The sequence below is a fragment of the Pontibacter sp. LHS1 genome (genome assembly GCF_058932855.1).
The window spans coordinates 183,624-199,019 of the sequence record NZ_JBZYWF010000001.1 but is presented as its reverse complement, the minus strand read 5'-3'; the positions used below and the strand labels follow the sequence as shown (position 1 = coordinate 199,019).

Here is a 15,396-nt window from a genome sequence, read left to right as displayed (position 1 = left end):
TAAAATGAAAAAGTTAATCCTATCCATATTACTAGTTGGTGCTGTTCTGGGCGTGAGTGCCCAGAACAGAAAGCACATCGCCAACTTTCAGCTGTTTCAGCAATACTACAACCCCTCCCTGACGGGCTACGAGGGCTCCATGCTCAAGGGCTTCCACCGCAACCAGTGGACGGGCTTTGAGGGGGCTCCCAGAACCTACTTCGCCTCGGCGGAGCTTGACCTGGCAGACCTGTCGGCCTGGCAGAAGAATGATGTGCTGCGCACCAAGCAGCACGATTTCTTTGACCGCCAGGGAGGCGCCCGCCATGCCTTTGGCTTGACCGTGCTACAGGATGCATTCGGCCCCTTCTCCGAGAGCCAGGTGCACCTGGGCTATGGCTCCCGCGTACGACTGTCAGAAAAGCTGAGCCTGCGTTGGGGCGGAGCGCTTACGTACAGCGCCCAGCGCCTGGACGGCAACAGGCTCACGGTGGACAATGAGAACGATCCCGAGTTCCAGGGGGTGCTGGGCCAGCGCCTGCGCCAGGGCAAGCTGGACCTGAACCTGGGCTGGACGCTGACCGCCGATCAGTTCTATATCGGCTATGCCATGCAGGACGTGACCAAGGGCGGCATCGTGTCGGGCGGAGACGAGTTTCTGCAGGACCTCTATACCCGTAAGCACCTGGTGCAGGCGGGCTACCGCACCGCCCTGACCGAAGAGTTCGGGCTGGTGGCAAACGGCATGCTGCAGTATGACGATCAGCTGAAAGAGAGCACCGAAGTGCAGCTCAAAGCGGTGTACCAGAACATGCTCTGGCTGGGGGGCAGCTACCGCCAGGACCTGGCCTGGAGCGCGACCGCCGGCATCCGCCTCGATCAGTTCCGCATCGGCTATGCCTATGAGTTACCGGTGCAGAATGCCCGCCATGTGAGCAGGAGCACCAACGAGATCTCCCTCACCTATAACCTGATCCCGGTGAAGTATCCCAAGTACGGAAAACAAGTGACCATCTGGTAAAGCGAAGAGACAATGAAGAAGATCGTATACACCATCGGATTGATGCTGGGGGCCATGACAGTAGGCCAGGCCCAGACGAAACTCCTGGAGACCAATGATGAAATGGCCGGTGTGGCCCTGGTAGGGGAGGACATGCTGCTCGTCACCAAAAAAGAGGCAGGCGGCCAGTACCTCTACACCGCCCAACGGGGAGAGCCGGAAGCGGCAGCGCGAGCGCTTGCCCTGAACGCCGGCCAAATCAACGCCGTGATCGGCGGAAACCTGGCGGCGGGTGAAGTGTTCGTCTACCACAAATCTGGCAGGAAGACAGAGAAGATCAGCGTTTACAAGTGGACGAACGGGGAGTTTGTGAAGGGGGAGGAGCTGCCCGTGCCGCGCATGCGCAACCACTCTTACAACCTGGGCCTGTACCTGACCGAAGACCAACGCCAGCTCTATATCGCCGCCGAACTGGCTGGCTCACAGGGCTACGACGATTTATACCTGAGCGAGTGGAACGGCAAGTCGTGGTCCCGCCCGCGCAACCTGGGCAAGCAGGTCAATTCCGACCAGGCAGAGTTCGCTCCTTTTGTGCGCAACGATTCACTGTATTTTTCCCGTCAGGAGGGGGAGGCCGCCTACATTTACGGAGCCGCTTTGCAGAACGGGCAGCCGGGAGAGGCTGTGCGTTTGCCAGGTGTGGTAAATGGAAAGGAGACGTATAACGCCTACTTCAGCAAGCGTGCTGACTATACCCTGTGGGTGACCGGAACCAGTAAAGAGGCGCCGCGCTACGTTGCCTACATGCTGGGCGAACGACCTGCGGCAGCTGCCACAGCCACTATTGAGGAGGCTGAGCCAGCTCCAGTTGAGAAAGCTGTTTCTGAACCAACGGTAGAGGAAGCGCCTAAGCAAACAGTGGAGTCGATCTCTGAGGAACCGGCCGTTAAAGCTCCCGTGCGAGCCGCTACACCTACGCTGGTTCTCTACAACGAGTTTAACCGGGTGCACCTGAGCCTGAGCGAACTGGCCGGTCTGTCCCGCTTCCTGCGTCTGCAGCCGGAAGGAGCATCCTTTGTAATCAAAGGCTACTCCGACGGCTACGGGGAGCCTGCGGCAAAGCAGCGGGTGAGTGAGCAGCGCGCTCAGAGCGTAAAGGCCTACATCCAGCGTTACTTTGCGGACAAGGCCTTCGAGGTAGAAGTGGAGGGCGAGGTACTCCCGGGCAAGGGCAAAGCACATCGCAAAACGGAGCTATACCTGCTGCAATAGCGCATCATTATTTTTTAATAGCAGGATATGAATGCAGGAGGTTATTCTTCAAAGAAGTAGCCTCCTGCTTTTTTTATGTGGCAAGGCTTGTCTCAAAAAGACTGCTCTTACACGTAATCCGTGCAGCGTACACAAGCAGGAAGTGTAAATTCTTTCTGGATCAGATTTATACTTGAAAGTACCTCTACCTGTAATTGACAACCCTGGTGCGTTGAAAACTTCAATTTACCCTTTCTAAGAAAGCAAAGCGTCGATATCTTATTTTTAATATATATAAAATATATGTATTTTGTAGTACTTTTTAGGTTGTCACTAGATCTGCGGTAATGTTTGAATGCAGATTTTATGTCTGCCTGCAAAACAAACTTAATTTAGTTTCTATGAAGTACGTGCTGCTCTCAGGCCTACTCCTGTTCTCGTTTTTTATTCCGGAACTGAAGGCTCAAAGCCAGAAAGGGGAATTAAAAGGCCTCCTCCTTGATGAAGCAACCAAAGGGGCTCTCCCTTACGCCACAGTCGCCGTTTATACAGCTGCAGACACAGTCATGGTAACATACAGGATGAGTGACGAGAAAGGCAGCTTCCGTGTACCCGGTCTTCCGCTGGATCAGCAGCTCCGGGTCGTAATTACTATGATGGGCTTTAAAGTATACAGAAAAGAATTCAAGCTCACACCGGACAAGGCATCCCTCGACCTTGGTGTCATCAACATGGAGCAGTCGTCTAACCTGCTCCATGAAGTGCTGATTGTAGCCGAAACTCCCCCGGTTCTGGTCAGGAACGACACACTTGAATTTAATGCCTCCTCCTTCAAAACCCTGCCCACCGCGTTAGTGGAAGACCTGTTACGCAAATTGCCAGGTGTTACGGTCGACCAGCAGGGCAACATCATGGTGTATGGCAAGTCAGTACAGAAGATACTCGTGGATGGGAAAGAGTTCTTTGGCAGCGACCCTAAAATAGCCACACGCAACCTGCCGGCAAATGTGATCGATAAAGTACAGGTAATGAACGACCCGGAAGCACTACGCCGCGACCCCGATATGCCTTTTATGGAAATCCCGCAGGTAATTAACCTAACCTTTAAAAAGGGAATTAAGAAGGGGGCCTTTGGCAAACTATATGGCGGTGCAGGTACAAAAGAAAGATATGAAGTGGGGGGGATTGTCAATATGTTCCGTGACACCTCGCAGGTAAGTATAATTGGGTACTCCAATAACCTTAACAGGGCCAGTTTTGACTTTGCCGACATCAGGAGAATAGGAGGTTTTGCCCGTAGCGGCTTTAACAGTATTGGGATGAATAGTAATGGAGGAATCTCGGTTAATGGGATTTCTTTTGGAGGTATGGGTCAGGGTATACAGCAGTCTTCGGGTGGGGGCGCCAACTTTAATACGGTAACAAAGCGGGGCACTAAAGTGAACCTGCAGTACTTTTTTGGCGACAGCAGAGAAGATTTGAACCAGGTGGTTAATTCAGAGCAGTTTCTGAAAAGCGACACCCTCAACAGCCGTAGAAACAGAATGCAAATCAGCAGAAGCGAAAGCCACCGCATTGGCGGAAAGATAGAGTGGAAACTCGGCCCCCTTACTACCTTAAGTATAAATCCAAGTGTTCAATTCTCTTACCAGAACGCTAACCAAAACGCTTATACGAACACCTTCCGGAACAATGGAAACCTACTGAATGAAAGTACCAATGAAGAAAAAATAAGCGGAGAGGGCATAGGCTTTGGGAATCTCCTTAGTTTCGAACGCAGCTTCGAAAAGAAAGGAAGGCGACTGACACTATTCAGCAGAATGAACCAGTATTCTTCTTTACAGGATCAAATTAACGAAGCGGAAAACATTTTTTACCAGCCCGACCCAACAGCAACGCTACTTGATCAGTTGCGGAATACTGATCAGAACGACTTTGAGGTATACAATACGCTCTCGTACACGGAGCCTCTCAACAAGGCCGTAAGCGCTACCTTCACGCTAAATTCAGAGTATTTTAACAATGACAATGTGTTAGTCACGTACCTTGCAGATCCCGAAACCGGAGAGTATGATACTATTGTGCCGGGGCTGTCTAACGGGCTCGATAGAAGCGGATGGCGAAACTATTTTACCTCAGGCCTTAGATGGAAGATAAAGGATGTAACTCTTCAACCCGGTATCCGCTTTACTGCATTAAACATCAACAACAGGTTTCAGACGATCCCAGACATTAAGCAGAATTATTTTTATGTATTTCCTAACCTCAATGTAAACTGGAAGCAATTAAATTTTAGCTATAATGTAAATCTGCAGGAACCCATGGCAACCTACCTGCAACCCGTAGTGGATAATACTAATCCGCTGTTTATTTCCTATGGAAACCCATCCCTAAAGCCCACAGTAACCAATACGCTTAGCATGAACTACAGAAAATTCGACAACAAGAAGTCTATCAACTATAATGCGAACGTGTACGGCACTGTCCGAAACAATTTCATAACCAGAGCCAGAATAATTGATGAAAACGGTGTGCAGACGAGCAGACCTGTTAACACAGACGGTAACTGGATGCTGAGTGGAAGAGGTGGTTTGATGAAAGATTTTAAGTATGACAAGAATAAGTTTTCGATCGGAGGCAATATGCAGGTTAACTATGATAGATCATTTATATTGTTAAACGGTTCTCAAAGCTTCAGCCAGAGCTGGAATTTCAGACCTGGAATGGAGGCCAGGATGAACCTGGATGATAAGCTGGAATTGAGCCAATCTTTTGATTTGAGCCATAGACGTAGTACTTACGAAAATAATGCCTTTAATAACTTAAGCATCAGCACCCGAATCTCTAAATCGGAGATAGTTGTGCGAATGCCGAAAAGAATTGTTTGGGAAGCTACTTTCGACTACTGGTATAATTCCAACGTGGCGCCTGGCCTGCAGAACAGCTATGGCAGACTGAACGCAGGGGTTACGCTGCTGTTCTTGAAAAACGACCGTGCCCAACTGAAACTCTCAGTTTACGATCTGTTAGATCAGAATATTTCAGCCAACAGGCTTATAAGGGAAAACCTGATTGAGGATTATCAGACCCAAATGCTAACACGGCACGGAATGCTCACTTTTACCTATAACATCCGCAATTTTGGCGGCAAAGTTGGTGGTAGACAAAATTCTCTTTTCCGGTTCTGAGGTAAATAGCCAGCTCCAGCTAAAGCACCGCATTAAAAATCCTGCAGAATCATCTTTTGCAGGATTTTTAATTTGGTGTTATAAAAGAATGAGCGTGCTGCAGCTTAAACTTCCAAAAGCCTCCCTTTCTATACTCAAGCCAGCTGTTGCATTTTTTTTCAATATAACGACTCTTCTATATTACAATCCGGGGGCTTTCTCCTAAATTACATACCTCCAAAAGACCGCTCCTGCGTGTAATTCGTAAAGAGTAGGCATTACACTTACCTTATAACAAAAACACAACCATGGCGACAGGACTTCTTGCGCTTTTAGACGACGTAGCAGCACTGGTAAAAGTCAGTGCGGCAAGTTTGGATGATGTGCCTACGCAGGTAGCAAAAACAACCGGCAAAGTGTCCGGCATTGTGATCGACGACACAGCGGTGACACCAAAGTATGTGGTGGGCCTTGACCCAAAGCGCGAACTCTCCATTATATACCAGATCGCTAAAAAATCGCTGATCAACAAAGCGGTATTTCTGGGACCAGCCGCCCTGGTGCTGGGCTACTTTTTACCAGTGGTTATACCTTACCTGCTGATGATAGGGGGGGCTTTTTTGTGCTTCGAGGGCTATGAAAAAGTGCACTCGATGTTCAGCAAAACGCACGAACCAACAGATGAACCTACAGCGGAAATGGAGGTGATAACCCCGCAGGAGCTGGAGAAGCAGCGGGTGAGCGGTGCCATACGCACAGATTTTATACTTTCGGCAGAGATCATGGCCATTGCCTACGCTACCGTGGCTGAGAGTCCGCTGATGAACCAGATCGTGGTGCTGCTTGCTGTGGCCATCTTTATTACCGTTGCCGTGTACGGTTTTGTCGCCCTGATTGTGAAGGCCGATGACATCGGGGTGCACATGGCGCAGGACAAGTTCCATCCGACTACCCGAAAGATCGGGCGCGGCATTGTGAAGTCCATGCCGAAGTTCCTGACTATACTTGGCTACGTAGGGACAGCGGCTATGCTGTGGGTAGGGGCCGAGATCATTGCGCATGGCCTGCCGTTTATGCACCACCCCATGGAGGCACTGGACCATTTATTTCCTGATATACCTGTGCTCAGCTGGCTGGTGAAGGTGCTGGTGCTGGCTCTGGGTGGTTTGCTATTGGGAGCGGTGATCGCGCAAATTGTGACCCTTGGCAAGAAGCTATTCAAACGCCCGGCCGAAAAGGTAGCTCCCTAAGACACCCGTTTTATAAAAAGCAGAAAGGTCGCCCTGGTGAGGCGACCTTTCTGCTTTTCCAGATAAAGTAGGCTATCAAGCCCTGGCCGTTTTGGCTAGTTTGGGCCTTTCCTGTCCATCCTTTGTCTTTGGTTTCTTTTTCTTTTTATTCCACCATACCAGGAAGCCGGTGATCGGGAGACTGGCACAGATCAGGCTGATAAAGAAGGCAAGGATTTTACCTGGCAACCCCCACACGATGCCTATGTGAATGTCGTAGTTGAGCATCATCAGCTGGTCTGCCAGACTGGCTTCTGAGTACCTGTCGCCCTGCACGCGGTAGAGTTCCAGGGTGTGCTGGTCGTAGTAATATTCGTTCCGGTTATACCAGGTGCCAAAGTCCTGGTAAGCCGTGAGTTCGATCGCATCCTCTTCATCTTCCAGGATCGGCGTCATATACCAGCCCTGTGCGTTTGGCTCCAGGGCCAGCGTCTTGTACCAGGCCTTGTCGAGCATCGAAACGGTATCATCGGCAAACATACCTGCCTTTGAAACATCGGAATGCGGATGGTGGTGTCCGGGCTTTTCTTCGCCGCCTGAAGTGAGGTAGTACAAGCCGTTTCCGAACCACTCAAAGCTCCACACCAGGCCCGTCACGGCCAGCACGAAAGCCAGGATCAGGCTGTAAAAACCCACCACATTGTGCAGGTCGTAGTTCACCCGCTTAAACTTGCCGTTCCACTTGATCTTGAAGCTCTTGTTTAGCTCAGACTTACTCAGTTTTTTAGGCCACCACATCACAAGACCAGTGAAAAGCAGCAGCACAAAGATCAGGGTGGCTATACCTACCACCGGGCGTCCGATCTCGTAAGGCAGCCACAGGGCGCGGTGCCCGTCTATGATAAAATGAAAGAAGTCAAATTGTCCGTCACCACTGGTCTGCTTTTTCAGGAACTCGCCGGTATAGGGGTTGATAAAGATAGCGGTAAAGCTCTTGCCTCCATCTTCGAAACCCATGTAGCCAATTGCAGCGGCCCCTTCCTTGTTACTGTAGGTGAGTCCGGTTGGCTTTTGACCCGGCATGTAAACCTGGGCTGTGTCCAGCAACTGACTTGGCGGTACAAAGGGTTTATCCTGCGCCTCTACAAAGCGCCAGGGCTCCAGGGCATCTTTGATGTCGGGCTCAAAAACATAGATACAGCCTGTAATGCTGACGATGAACACCACAATGCCCGATGCAAGGCCAAGCCAGAGGTGCAGCCAGTCATTCACCCGCCTCAAAACACTTTTGCCGCTGTTCTTCTTGCTTTTCATCTTATTCAGAAAGGAATTTTAAAGAGAAAATACCCGCTCCATCGTACGCTGATGAAGCGGGTATAAGAGTCAATGTCTATTAAAGCTTTGATATACCTGCCACAAAGTTGGCTTCTACCTCAGCCCCTTTGGTAGCTGTGCTGGTCTCGGTGTCTATTCTGTATACATAAATGGCGTTGCCCTCGGGTATGCTCATGTACACATACTTGCCGTCCTGCAATGCCGCCAGTCTGCGGCCACTGCCCGCGTGCTCCGGCAGTCCGTCGATGTAGCTGACGGTTTTGTTGTTGAGGTCGATGATCGCTGATCGCAGCGGTCCGTCTGTCCAGGCTGCCTGCTGGTTTCTGGCAGCTGTGTTGATCTCAGCAAAAGCTTTTCCGTTGCCCAGGTACTTCAGGTGCGAAATGGTTTTTCCACCGGTGAGTTGCTCTACATCGAAGAAGTAAGTCTGGTCGAAAGTAGACTCACCGTTCTTGATGCGCAGGATGCCTGGCTTGTTGGTCACCTGGCTATAGCCGTTAGCCGGGTTGGAGTGCGAAAGGGCATATATGTTTCCTTGCTCATCTTCTATCAGGCCAGACTTGGTGTTAAAGCCACCGATCGGACCCGTGCGGGTATCTTCGATCACGCGCTGGAATTCTAAACCAGGATAAGAGTAAACGGCGATCTGGGCCTTGTCAGTATGCGGCGTTGCATAGGTAGTCGGATCGCTGATGTAATAGCTCAAAAACAGGTTATTGCCGCTGATGGCCATACCTGAGTAGGACGGAGCCTTCAGGTTCGTGACGTTGGCAACCTGATGCTGCTTGGTGCTGGTGACCGTTACAGTATTGGCGCTGATGGTGTGGAACTTAATCACATCGGATGTCGGCGCCATCTCTACAGCTACCAGCGTATTGTCATCGGCTTTCACGATGTCAGAAAGGCTGTTCGGGAAAGAAACGTTACCGATTTGTCTTAAGCCGCCAGCTTCCGTTCTGGAGATGCCTACCACATTCACGTCATCCAGACCGCCAATGCTATAAATAGTGTTGTCGATCTGCGTGAAGTCATAGTAACCCGGCTGCTCTATACCTTGTCCTTTGGCAGAGAGGGGGCCAGTCATCAGGTCACCAAAAGGAACAGTATAATACGTAAAGCCCCCGTCGCTGCCCTTGATGGCAAGTGACATCACAAAAGAGCTGTCCGCATCTGGTGTCGGGTTATCATCGTTGCTGTCGCAGGAGGTGAACAGTAGGGCTGAGCAAAGGCTCAGGACTGGCAATGCCAGCTTGCTGGCGTATTTAAATGAAAACATATGATTTGTTTGAATTTAGATGATAGTTAAAGGACATATCGGAATTTCAGGTAAAAAGCACGGCCGGGCTTCTGCAGATAGTATTTATCGTAAAGCAGGGCATCGGTCAGGTTTCGGCATTCAATCGCGACGTTGTACCTGCCCTCCCGGAAACTGCCGGATAGCTCCAGGTTGTGCGATGACTGTGTCGGGATCACTTTTTTAGAGTCTCTGGACCCAAGCTCTGCCCAGCTCAGGAAGTACTGCTCCACATAGTTGTAAAAGTAGTTGACATTCCAGACAGCCCCTGGTACCAGCACATCCCGGAAGGTAAGGCCGGCATTGGCGTTGCCAAACATATAAGGGGTGTTAGGTAGACGGAAGCCTTTCTGGAAGTTCCGCTGCCACCCAGTGTTGGTATAGGATTCATTGTACACAAAGTCAGCCTGGTCGGTGATATCCTGGAAGGTGAAACTGCCGCCCAGTCGCAGCATGTCGCGCCACTGGTAGCGTAGACTGCCTTCCACACCCAGCGTTCTTGTCTCGCTCAGGTTGTCATAATAAGTCTGCGGGCTGGCTACTCTTACTACCTGGTAGATCAGGTCTTTTGCTTCGCGGTAAACAAAGCTGCTTTCGAGGTTAATCTGGTGATCCTGGCCTAGCTTGAAGCCATAGGCAGCCCCGGCGTTAAAGTTGTCGCTCTGCTCCGGACCCAGGTCAGGATTTGGCTGCACAAAAAGCCCGTCTCCAAAAATTTCGGTGGCCCAGGGCATGCGGTAGGTGTGTTCGTAAGAAGCCTTCAGTTGCAGGTCAGGCAACAGGAAGTAGGTAGTAGCCAGGCCATAACCGAAGTTCTGCTTGCTCGATTCCAGGGCTTCGGTACGCTGTGTTTCAAGTGCAAAGTCATATTGCTTGCTTGTTCTGGCATGCAGGAAATACGCTTTACTGAACAGCGTCGTGCTCCACTTCTCGTTCAGGTCAAACTTGTAAGCCAGCCCCAGCACCTGCTTGTTCAGCGATCTCGGAAACTGGTTCTCAATTCTGTCCGGGTTCTCGGAGTCGAAAGCCTTGCGGCGGAAATAGGAGTAAGCGTAGTTGAATGCCAGTGAATGTTTGGGACTCAGGGTATAGCCCGCATTCAGCTGGCTGTTAAAGTCGTTGTCGTCAAACGTAGTATAGGTGCGGTACAACTCCCCGTTATTGGAGCCCGGCGTATAAGTAGCTTGTCCCAGCCAGTTGTAAGTGACGCCGCGCAGGGTATCAATAACTTCGCTTTTGGTGATGTTATAGGCTGTGTAAAGGCTCACGTTCAGTCCGTCTACCAGCAGGTTGTCTTTGCTATACCGGAGGGTAGGCACCACTGAGCGGCTGTTGCGCATAATGCCACCGTACACGCTGTTCATGGTCGCGCCCGTCTGCACCTGTTTGTCGTTACCCGAAGCGATTACGCCAAAAAGGAGATTGTCAGCATACTTTTTATTGACCCAGCCTGTTTCCAGCTTGACTGTACCGGAGCGGTAGCGGTCGTGGAATCGCTCAACCTCGGTAGTGTCGATAATATTGCTTCCTTCCCTGATCGGAACCAGTACCCGGTAGTTGTTATCCGAATAGTTATAGTTCACATTGCCCCTGAAGGTGTAGCCGTTGGTCGGGTTGGTATAGGCGCCATTCAGCGACAAACGGTGTGTATTGAATGAGCCTACCGAATAGGAGGCGTCCAGAAACTTAGCTTTCCGGTTAGTAATGATGTTCACGGCACCGCCCAGTGCATCCGTACCCAGCCACACCGGTACCACCCCTTTGTATACCTCGATCCGGTCGATGGAATTAACAGGGATGTCACTCATCTGCAGCGAAGAACCAAAGTTGTCCATTGGAATGCCATCCAGGAAAAACTTTACCTGATCGCCCGAAAAGCCGTTGAGACTGAAGCTGAGGTTTGAGCCGAGACCACCTTCTTCCAGTACCCTCACACCAGCCACCCGGTTCAGGACCTCTTTGGCGTCGGATGTACTGTTTTGCAGCTCTCTCGTTGAAATAGCAGTAACGGCATAAGGCTGCTCGTTTACCTCACGTGTGGCAGACTTGCCTATGATCTCCACGCCCTTCATTTCAAAGGACTTCTCGCGGAGGCTGACATTTAGTTCTAATGTTTGAGATGGCTTGAGTGAGATGCTTTTTTCCTGCGTCTCAAAGCCCAGGAAACTGATCAGCAAGGTATAATTACCCGGGGATACATTGGTTATTTCATATTGGCCAGCGGCATCCGTGGTAATGCCTTTTTGGGTCTCTCTGATTACCACACTCACGCCTGCCAGCGGTTCACCGGCGGCAGTGCTCACGCTACCGGAGATACTTGCTTTGGTCAGCTCTTGTCCCCAGGCTGCGTTGGTAAAACATACCAGCACCAGAACATTTACAATCGCACCGATTATTTTGATTAACTGCTGCAATGCCTGTATTATTTAGAATCATTTTAAATTGAGGCAAAGCTATGACAGAAAATTTAAGGTTCAAAATTATTTAGAATAATTCTAAACAAATAAAGAGATGCTCAGTACCTGCAGTGAATAAATGAGTATAAAGCAGTTTTTCAGAGTCCTGGAGGCTGAATAAAAGGACAAAACAAGAGGGAGGACTGTGTTAATGTGAACGCAATTTCACATGGGAAATTAGCCCCAAGCGATGAGATGATTATCTGTTCCGAGGTATAGCTCATGCAGGTATAGGACCACTATATCTGGATCCGTGACCATAATGGGAATGGAAACAAGCTAACTAATCAGAAAGACTTCTGCGCAGGGACTAAATATGCTCTTGCATATACTTGTGTGCTGTTTCAGATACCAGCTTCAGGATGTTTTTCAGGACAGGACTATTGTCGTTCTTCCGCCAGGTGACATAGAGGTTCATCTGGTAGGGCAGTTTGATAAAGCGCACATTGGGCAAGGCGCTGAAAGAATAGGAGTAGGGGAGTATGGTCACGCCGAGCCCCTTGGAAACCAGTCCCAGCACCATGCCCCCGAAATCTGTCTCGATGCGCACATCAGGTGTGAAGTGATGATCCTCAAAAATCTGACGCAGGCCGGCGGTATAAAACGTCGTTTGGGCCAGGTTAGACAGAATGAATTTCTCGTTTTCCAGGTCGTGCAGTCCTTTAAAGTTCTGCTCGGTGAGTCGGTGACTTTGCGGCACAGCCAATGCATAAGGCTCCGAGTAAAGGCACTCTGACTGCAGCGCAGGGTTCTCGGCAGGGTCACGGCGGAAGGCCATGTCCATCTGGTAGTTGAGTAGCAGTTGTTCAAAGCTGATGTCAGTAGGTTCCACCAGCTCCACCTTCAGTTCGGGCAGGGCGTGGGAGATGCTCGTGATCAGGTCTGGCATAAAACCATAGACAATGGAGCCGGGATACCCGATGCGCACTAAGCCATAGGCACCTTCGTGTATTTTCCGGGCCTGCAGGTGAATGCGGTTTATCTCATCGAGTAGCGGCAGCCATTGGTCCCGCAGAAAAGCACCTGCCTCGGTGAGCTTCACGCTTCGCTTCGTTCGCTCAAAAAGCTGCACCCCCAGTTCGTCTTCCAGCGCCTTGATCTGCCTGCTGAGGGCTGACTGCGTGATGAACATGCGCTCGGCCGTGTTCCAGAAGTGCAACTCCTGCGCCAGTGCCAGAAAGTACTTGATCTGCTGTAGCTCCATCCGCTGTGATTCATTTTTTGCATTAGTCAAGCGAATAAAAGCATTTTTAAGCCGATTTGCACCAGTTTACTTTGCAATCATAAATTATTAGTAAAAAAGCTATGCTATCACTACGCAAATACATGGGAGAGGCGGTCGGTTGGACTGGCGCTTTCTTTTCGCTTTCGGCCTTTAGCCTGAACAGCATGGGCCTTACACACGGACAGTCGCTGGAGTACCTGGGGATGAACATCGTCGGATGTTTTTTTATGATCCTGTATGCTGCATCTAAAAAAGCCCATGCAAGCTCGGTGCTGAATACGATCTTCCTGCTTGTTGCCGTCATTGCTTTAGTAAGAGCTTACTTCATGCAACCCTAGTTAGTGTTTCTGAAAAGTTAGAATTTATAGGCTCCTCCGGAGCAAGCGATCCCTGCAGATGAAAATCTGCAGGGATTTTTTTTGGCGCTGGGATTACTTGATGGAGTGGTTTGGCATCTGCTTCCTTGTACGATACTTGATGTTTGTGTTGATAGTTGATTGACAATAGTTTATGAACGTAAAACCTAGGTATGGGCTGCTGTTTTTTTTATATGCCGAGGCAACCCTTTTTGATCCAAGTCCGTGATGGGAGCGCAAATTCTGGAACAGTGAGCAAGACAGAAAGCAAAGTGTTGGACGTGCTGCTCCGTCAGTGTCTGAAACAGGACCGCGGGGCGCAGAGAGAGCTGTACCGGCTCTTCTTCGGTTATGCCATGAGTATATGCGTCCGCTACTCCACGACTGCAGAAGAAGCAAAGGATGTGCTGAACGATGGTTTTATGAAAGTGTTCACCAAGCTGAAGCAGTACGAGCCGCACAAGCCATTCAAGGGCTGGGTGCGGCGGATCATGATCAACACAGCTTTGGACAACTACCGGCATAACCTGAAAAATTATCACCTGCAGGACATTGAGGCAGCGGAGCCGGCGTCAGGCCCTTTCGATGTAGAGCAGCAGCTCAACTACGAGTACCTGATCTCACTGGTGCAGCAGCTATCGCCTGCCTACCGGGCCGTGTTTAACCTCTATGCAATAGATGGCTATACCCATGAAGAGATAGCGGAAGCGCTGGGGATAGCAGTAGGCACGTCGAAGTCAAACCTGGCCAAGGCAAGGGCAAATTTGCGGGAGGCATTACAAAGTAGCAAAATCGATGAGCACAAACAATATGTCTGACGAGGAGCTGGATAACCTGTTCAGGAAATCAGCTGAGCATTACGACCCTCCCTTTGATGAAGAGGCATGGAAGGCGATGGACCAGAAACTGGACCATGCCCAGGGCGGCCTGGCCGGACTGCAACGACTGTGGCCCCTCGTGTTGTTGGTATTGCTGGTGACGGTAGGCACTGTCTGGAAGTTTATGGAAAGAGAAGCGCCGCTTCAGGAAAGTGCTCCTGTCGTTGCAGAACAGGCGGTGGTTCAGGAGCCTGGAAATGCTGCCATACCTGACCATGCCAAAGGAGTAGCGCATACTGCTTTACCGGAGCCTGACTCACCCGCTGCACTATACCCCGCTGTGCAGCAAGGTTCCGGTGCAGTGGCCACTGTTGCGAAAGAGCCTGCGCGGGAACGTAATGCTACACCTGCTGTCCGCGAACTGACGCTAGAGGATCCCCTGCAAACAGTTCAAACGCACTTGCTGCCGTCTCAGCCAAAAGCATCGCGCCTGCTTGCAGGTATAGCCTGGCAGGGAATGGCACCGCCTATACCTGAAGCGAAGCCTATACTCGGAGATTCGCAAGACGAGGGCAATCAGGGTGGTGCGGGAGGGGAGCGCGTGTTTCTGCGCAGTGTCAGGGTGGCCCTGGTAGTGGCGCCGGATATCACCACTGTGCGCTTCAAAGATCCGGATGCGGTAAGTGCCAACGCCGGTGTGCTGTTCAGTGTGCCTATCACCCGCAGACTAAGTCTGGTGTCAGGGGCTGTATGGGCTAACAAACTATACAATGCCACACCCGCGGAATACGCTCCTTCCCCGGACTATTGGGATGGCAAAAGGCTGCCTGATCTGATTGCGGCACAATGCAGGGTGCTCGACATACCCATCAACCTGCAGTACCAGGTGCTGGGCTGGGGCAGGAACATGCTGACGGTGCAAGCTGGACTTTCCAGTTACCTGATGCTCAACGAAGCATATACCTATACCTACAACTACAATGGAAGAGAGCCTTACAGCAAAACCCGGGAGTTCTCTAACGAAAACAGGCACTGGTTCGGAGTTCAGAACTTATCGGTAGGGTATACGCGCCAACTGTCTCCTGCCTTCTCGATCGGGGCAGAGCCTTTCGTCAAGATTCCGCTAGCGAGTATAGGCGAAGGGCGGGTGAAGCTCACCAGTGCAGGAGTGTTTTTTACAGCCGGCTTTACTTTTAGGTAGAAAGATCAACTGTTTAGGGGGACTTAAACGCACCACGATATGACACAGCTGCGGCTGCGTCAGGAAGAATCTCTTTGCTTATATT

The 15,396-nt window shown here is 50.6% G+C and carries 11 protein-coding genes; 7 read left to right on the top strand and 4 right to left on the bottom strand.

Going from position 1 to position 15,396, the window contains the following annotated elements; translation table 11 throughout:
- Positions 1-4 precede the first annotated feature (4 nt).
- The 4 genes from AC5FXQ_RS00885 (at position 5) to AC5FXQ_RS00870 (ending at position 6,647) form a co-directional block, all read left to right on the top strand.
- Positions 5-1,000 (top strand): PorP/SprF family type IX secretion system membrane protein, encoded by a 996-nt coding sequence (locus AC5FXQ_RS00885; protein WP_493600620.1) that lies wholly within the window; start codon positions 5-7, stop codon positions 998-1,000.
- 12 nt (positions 1,001-1,012) lie between these two features.
- A complete protein-coding gene (locus tag AC5FXQ_RS00880; protein WP_493600619.1) occupies positions 1,013-2,251 on the top strand; it encodes an OmpA family protein in 1,239 nt (412 codons plus the stop codon).
- Between the two features lie 380 nt (positions 2,252-2,631).
- The gene (locus AC5FXQ_RS00875) at positions 2,632-5,418 is read left to right on the top strand and encodes an outer membrane beta-barrel protein (protein WP_493600618.1); all 2,787 of its coding nucleotides are present in this window, start codon (positions 2,632-2,634) and stop codon (positions 5,416-5,418) included.
- Positions 5,419-5,705: 287 nt separating this feature from the next.
- A complete protein-coding gene (locus tag AC5FXQ_RS00870; protein WP_493600617.1) occupies positions 5,706-6,647 on the top strand; it encodes a DUF808 domain-containing protein in 942 nt (313 codons plus the stop codon).
- A gap of 75 nt (positions 6,648-6,722) precedes the next feature.
- On the opposite strand, the gene AC5FXQ_RS00865 is transcribed toward AC5FXQ_RS00870, so the two are convergent.
- From AC5FXQ_RS00865 to AC5FXQ_RS00850, 4 genes are all read right to left on the bottom strand, one after another.
- The gene (locus AC5FXQ_RS00865; protein ID WP_493600616.1) at positions 6,723-7,940 is read right to left on the bottom strand and encodes a PepSY-associated TM helix domain-containing protein; all 1,218 of its coding nucleotides are present in this window, start codon (positions 7,938-7,940) and stop codon (positions 6,723-6,725) included.
- Positions 7,941-8,019: 79 nt separating this feature from the next.
- Positions 8,020-9,237 (bottom strand): DUF4374 domain-containing protein, encoded by a 1,218-nt coding sequence (locus AC5FXQ_RS00860; RefSeq protein ID WP_493600615.1) that lies wholly within the window; start codon positions 9,235-9,237, stop codon positions 8,020-8,022.
- A 26-nt stretch (positions 9,238-9,263) separates the two neighbouring features.
- Entirely contained in the window at positions 9,264-11,669 is a 2,406-nt protein-coding gene (locus AC5FXQ_RS00855; RefSeq protein WP_493600614.1) for a TonB-dependent receptor, read from the bottom strand.
- Between the two features lie 352 nt (positions 11,670-12,021).
- Complete coding sequence (locus AC5FXQ_RS00850; protein ID WP_493600613.1) at positions 12,022-12,915, bottom strand: LysR family transcriptional regulator; 894 nt, start codon at positions 12,913-12,915, stop codon at positions 12,022-12,024.
- Between the two features lie 101 nt (positions 12,916-13,016).
- On the opposite strand from AC5FXQ_RS00850, the gene AC5FXQ_RS00845 reads away from it, so the two are divergent.
- The 3 genes from AC5FXQ_RS00845 to AC5FXQ_RS00835 all read left to right on the top strand — a co-directional run bounded on the left by AC5FXQ_RS00845 (position 13,017) and on the right by AC5FXQ_RS00835 (position 15,311).
- The gene (locus AC5FXQ_RS00845; protein ID WP_196115294.1) at positions 13,017-13,274 is read left to right on the top strand and encodes a CBU_0592 family membrane protein; all 258 of its coding nucleotides are present in this window, start codon (positions 13,017-13,019) and stop codon (positions 13,272-13,274) included.
- Positions 13,275-13,543: 269 nt separating this feature from the next.
- Positions 13,544-14,110 (top strand): RNA polymerase sigma factor, encoded by a 567-nt coding sequence (locus tag AC5FXQ_RS00840; protein WP_493600612.1) that lies wholly within the window; start codon positions 13,544-13,546, stop codon positions 14,108-14,110.
- The gene (locus AC5FXQ_RS00835; protein WP_493600611.1) at positions 14,088-15,311 is read left to right on the top strand and encodes a hypothetical protein; all 1,224 of its coding nucleotides are present in this window, start codon (positions 14,088-14,090) and stop codon (positions 15,309-15,311) included. Before AC5FXQ_RS00840 ends, AC5FXQ_RS00835 begins: the two co-directional genes overlap by 23 nt.
- Positions 15,312-15,396 lie beyond the last annotated feature (85 nt).

What these genes read in the sequence shown, in the direction of transcription:
- AC5FXQ_RS00885 (WP_493600620.1), top strand. Translation starts at nt 5, where the DNA reads ATGAAAAAGTTAATCCTATCCATATTACTAGTTGGTGCTGTTCTGGGC.
- AC5FXQ_RS00865 (WP_493600616.1), bottom strand. Translation starts at nt 7,940, where the DNA reads ATGAAAAGCAAGAAGAACAGCGGCAAAAGTGTTTTGAGGCGGGTGAAT.
- AC5FXQ_RS00835 (WP_493600611.1), top strand. Translation starts at nt 14,088, where the DNA reads ATGAGCACAAACAATATGTCTGACGAGGAGCTGGATAACCTGTTCAGG.
- AC5FXQ_RS00850 (WP_493600613.1), bottom strand. Translation starts at nt 12,915, where the DNA reads ATGGAGCTACAGCAGATCAAGTACTTTCTGGCACTGGCGCAGGAGTTG.
- AC5FXQ_RS00870 (WP_493600617.1), top strand. Translation starts at nt 5,706, where the DNA reads ATGGCGACAGGACTTCTTGCGCTTTTAGACGACGTAGCAGCACTGGTA.
- AC5FXQ_RS00845 (WP_196115294.1), top strand. Translation starts at nt 13,017, where the DNA reads ATGCTATCACTACGCAAATACATGGGAGAGGCGGTCGGTTGGACTGGC.
- AC5FXQ_RS00875 (WP_493600618.1), top strand. Translation starts at nt 2,632, where the DNA reads ATGAAGTACGTGCTGCTCTCAGGCCTACTCCTGTTCTCGTTTTTTATT.
- AC5FXQ_RS00880 (WP_493600619.1), top strand. Translation starts at nt 1,013, where the DNA reads ATGAAGAAGATCGTATACACCATCGGATTGATGCTGGGGGCCATGACA.
- AC5FXQ_RS00860 (WP_493600615.1), bottom strand. Translation starts at nt 9,237, where the DNA reads ATGTTTTCATTTAAATACGCCAGCAAGCTGGCATTGCCAGTCCTGAGC.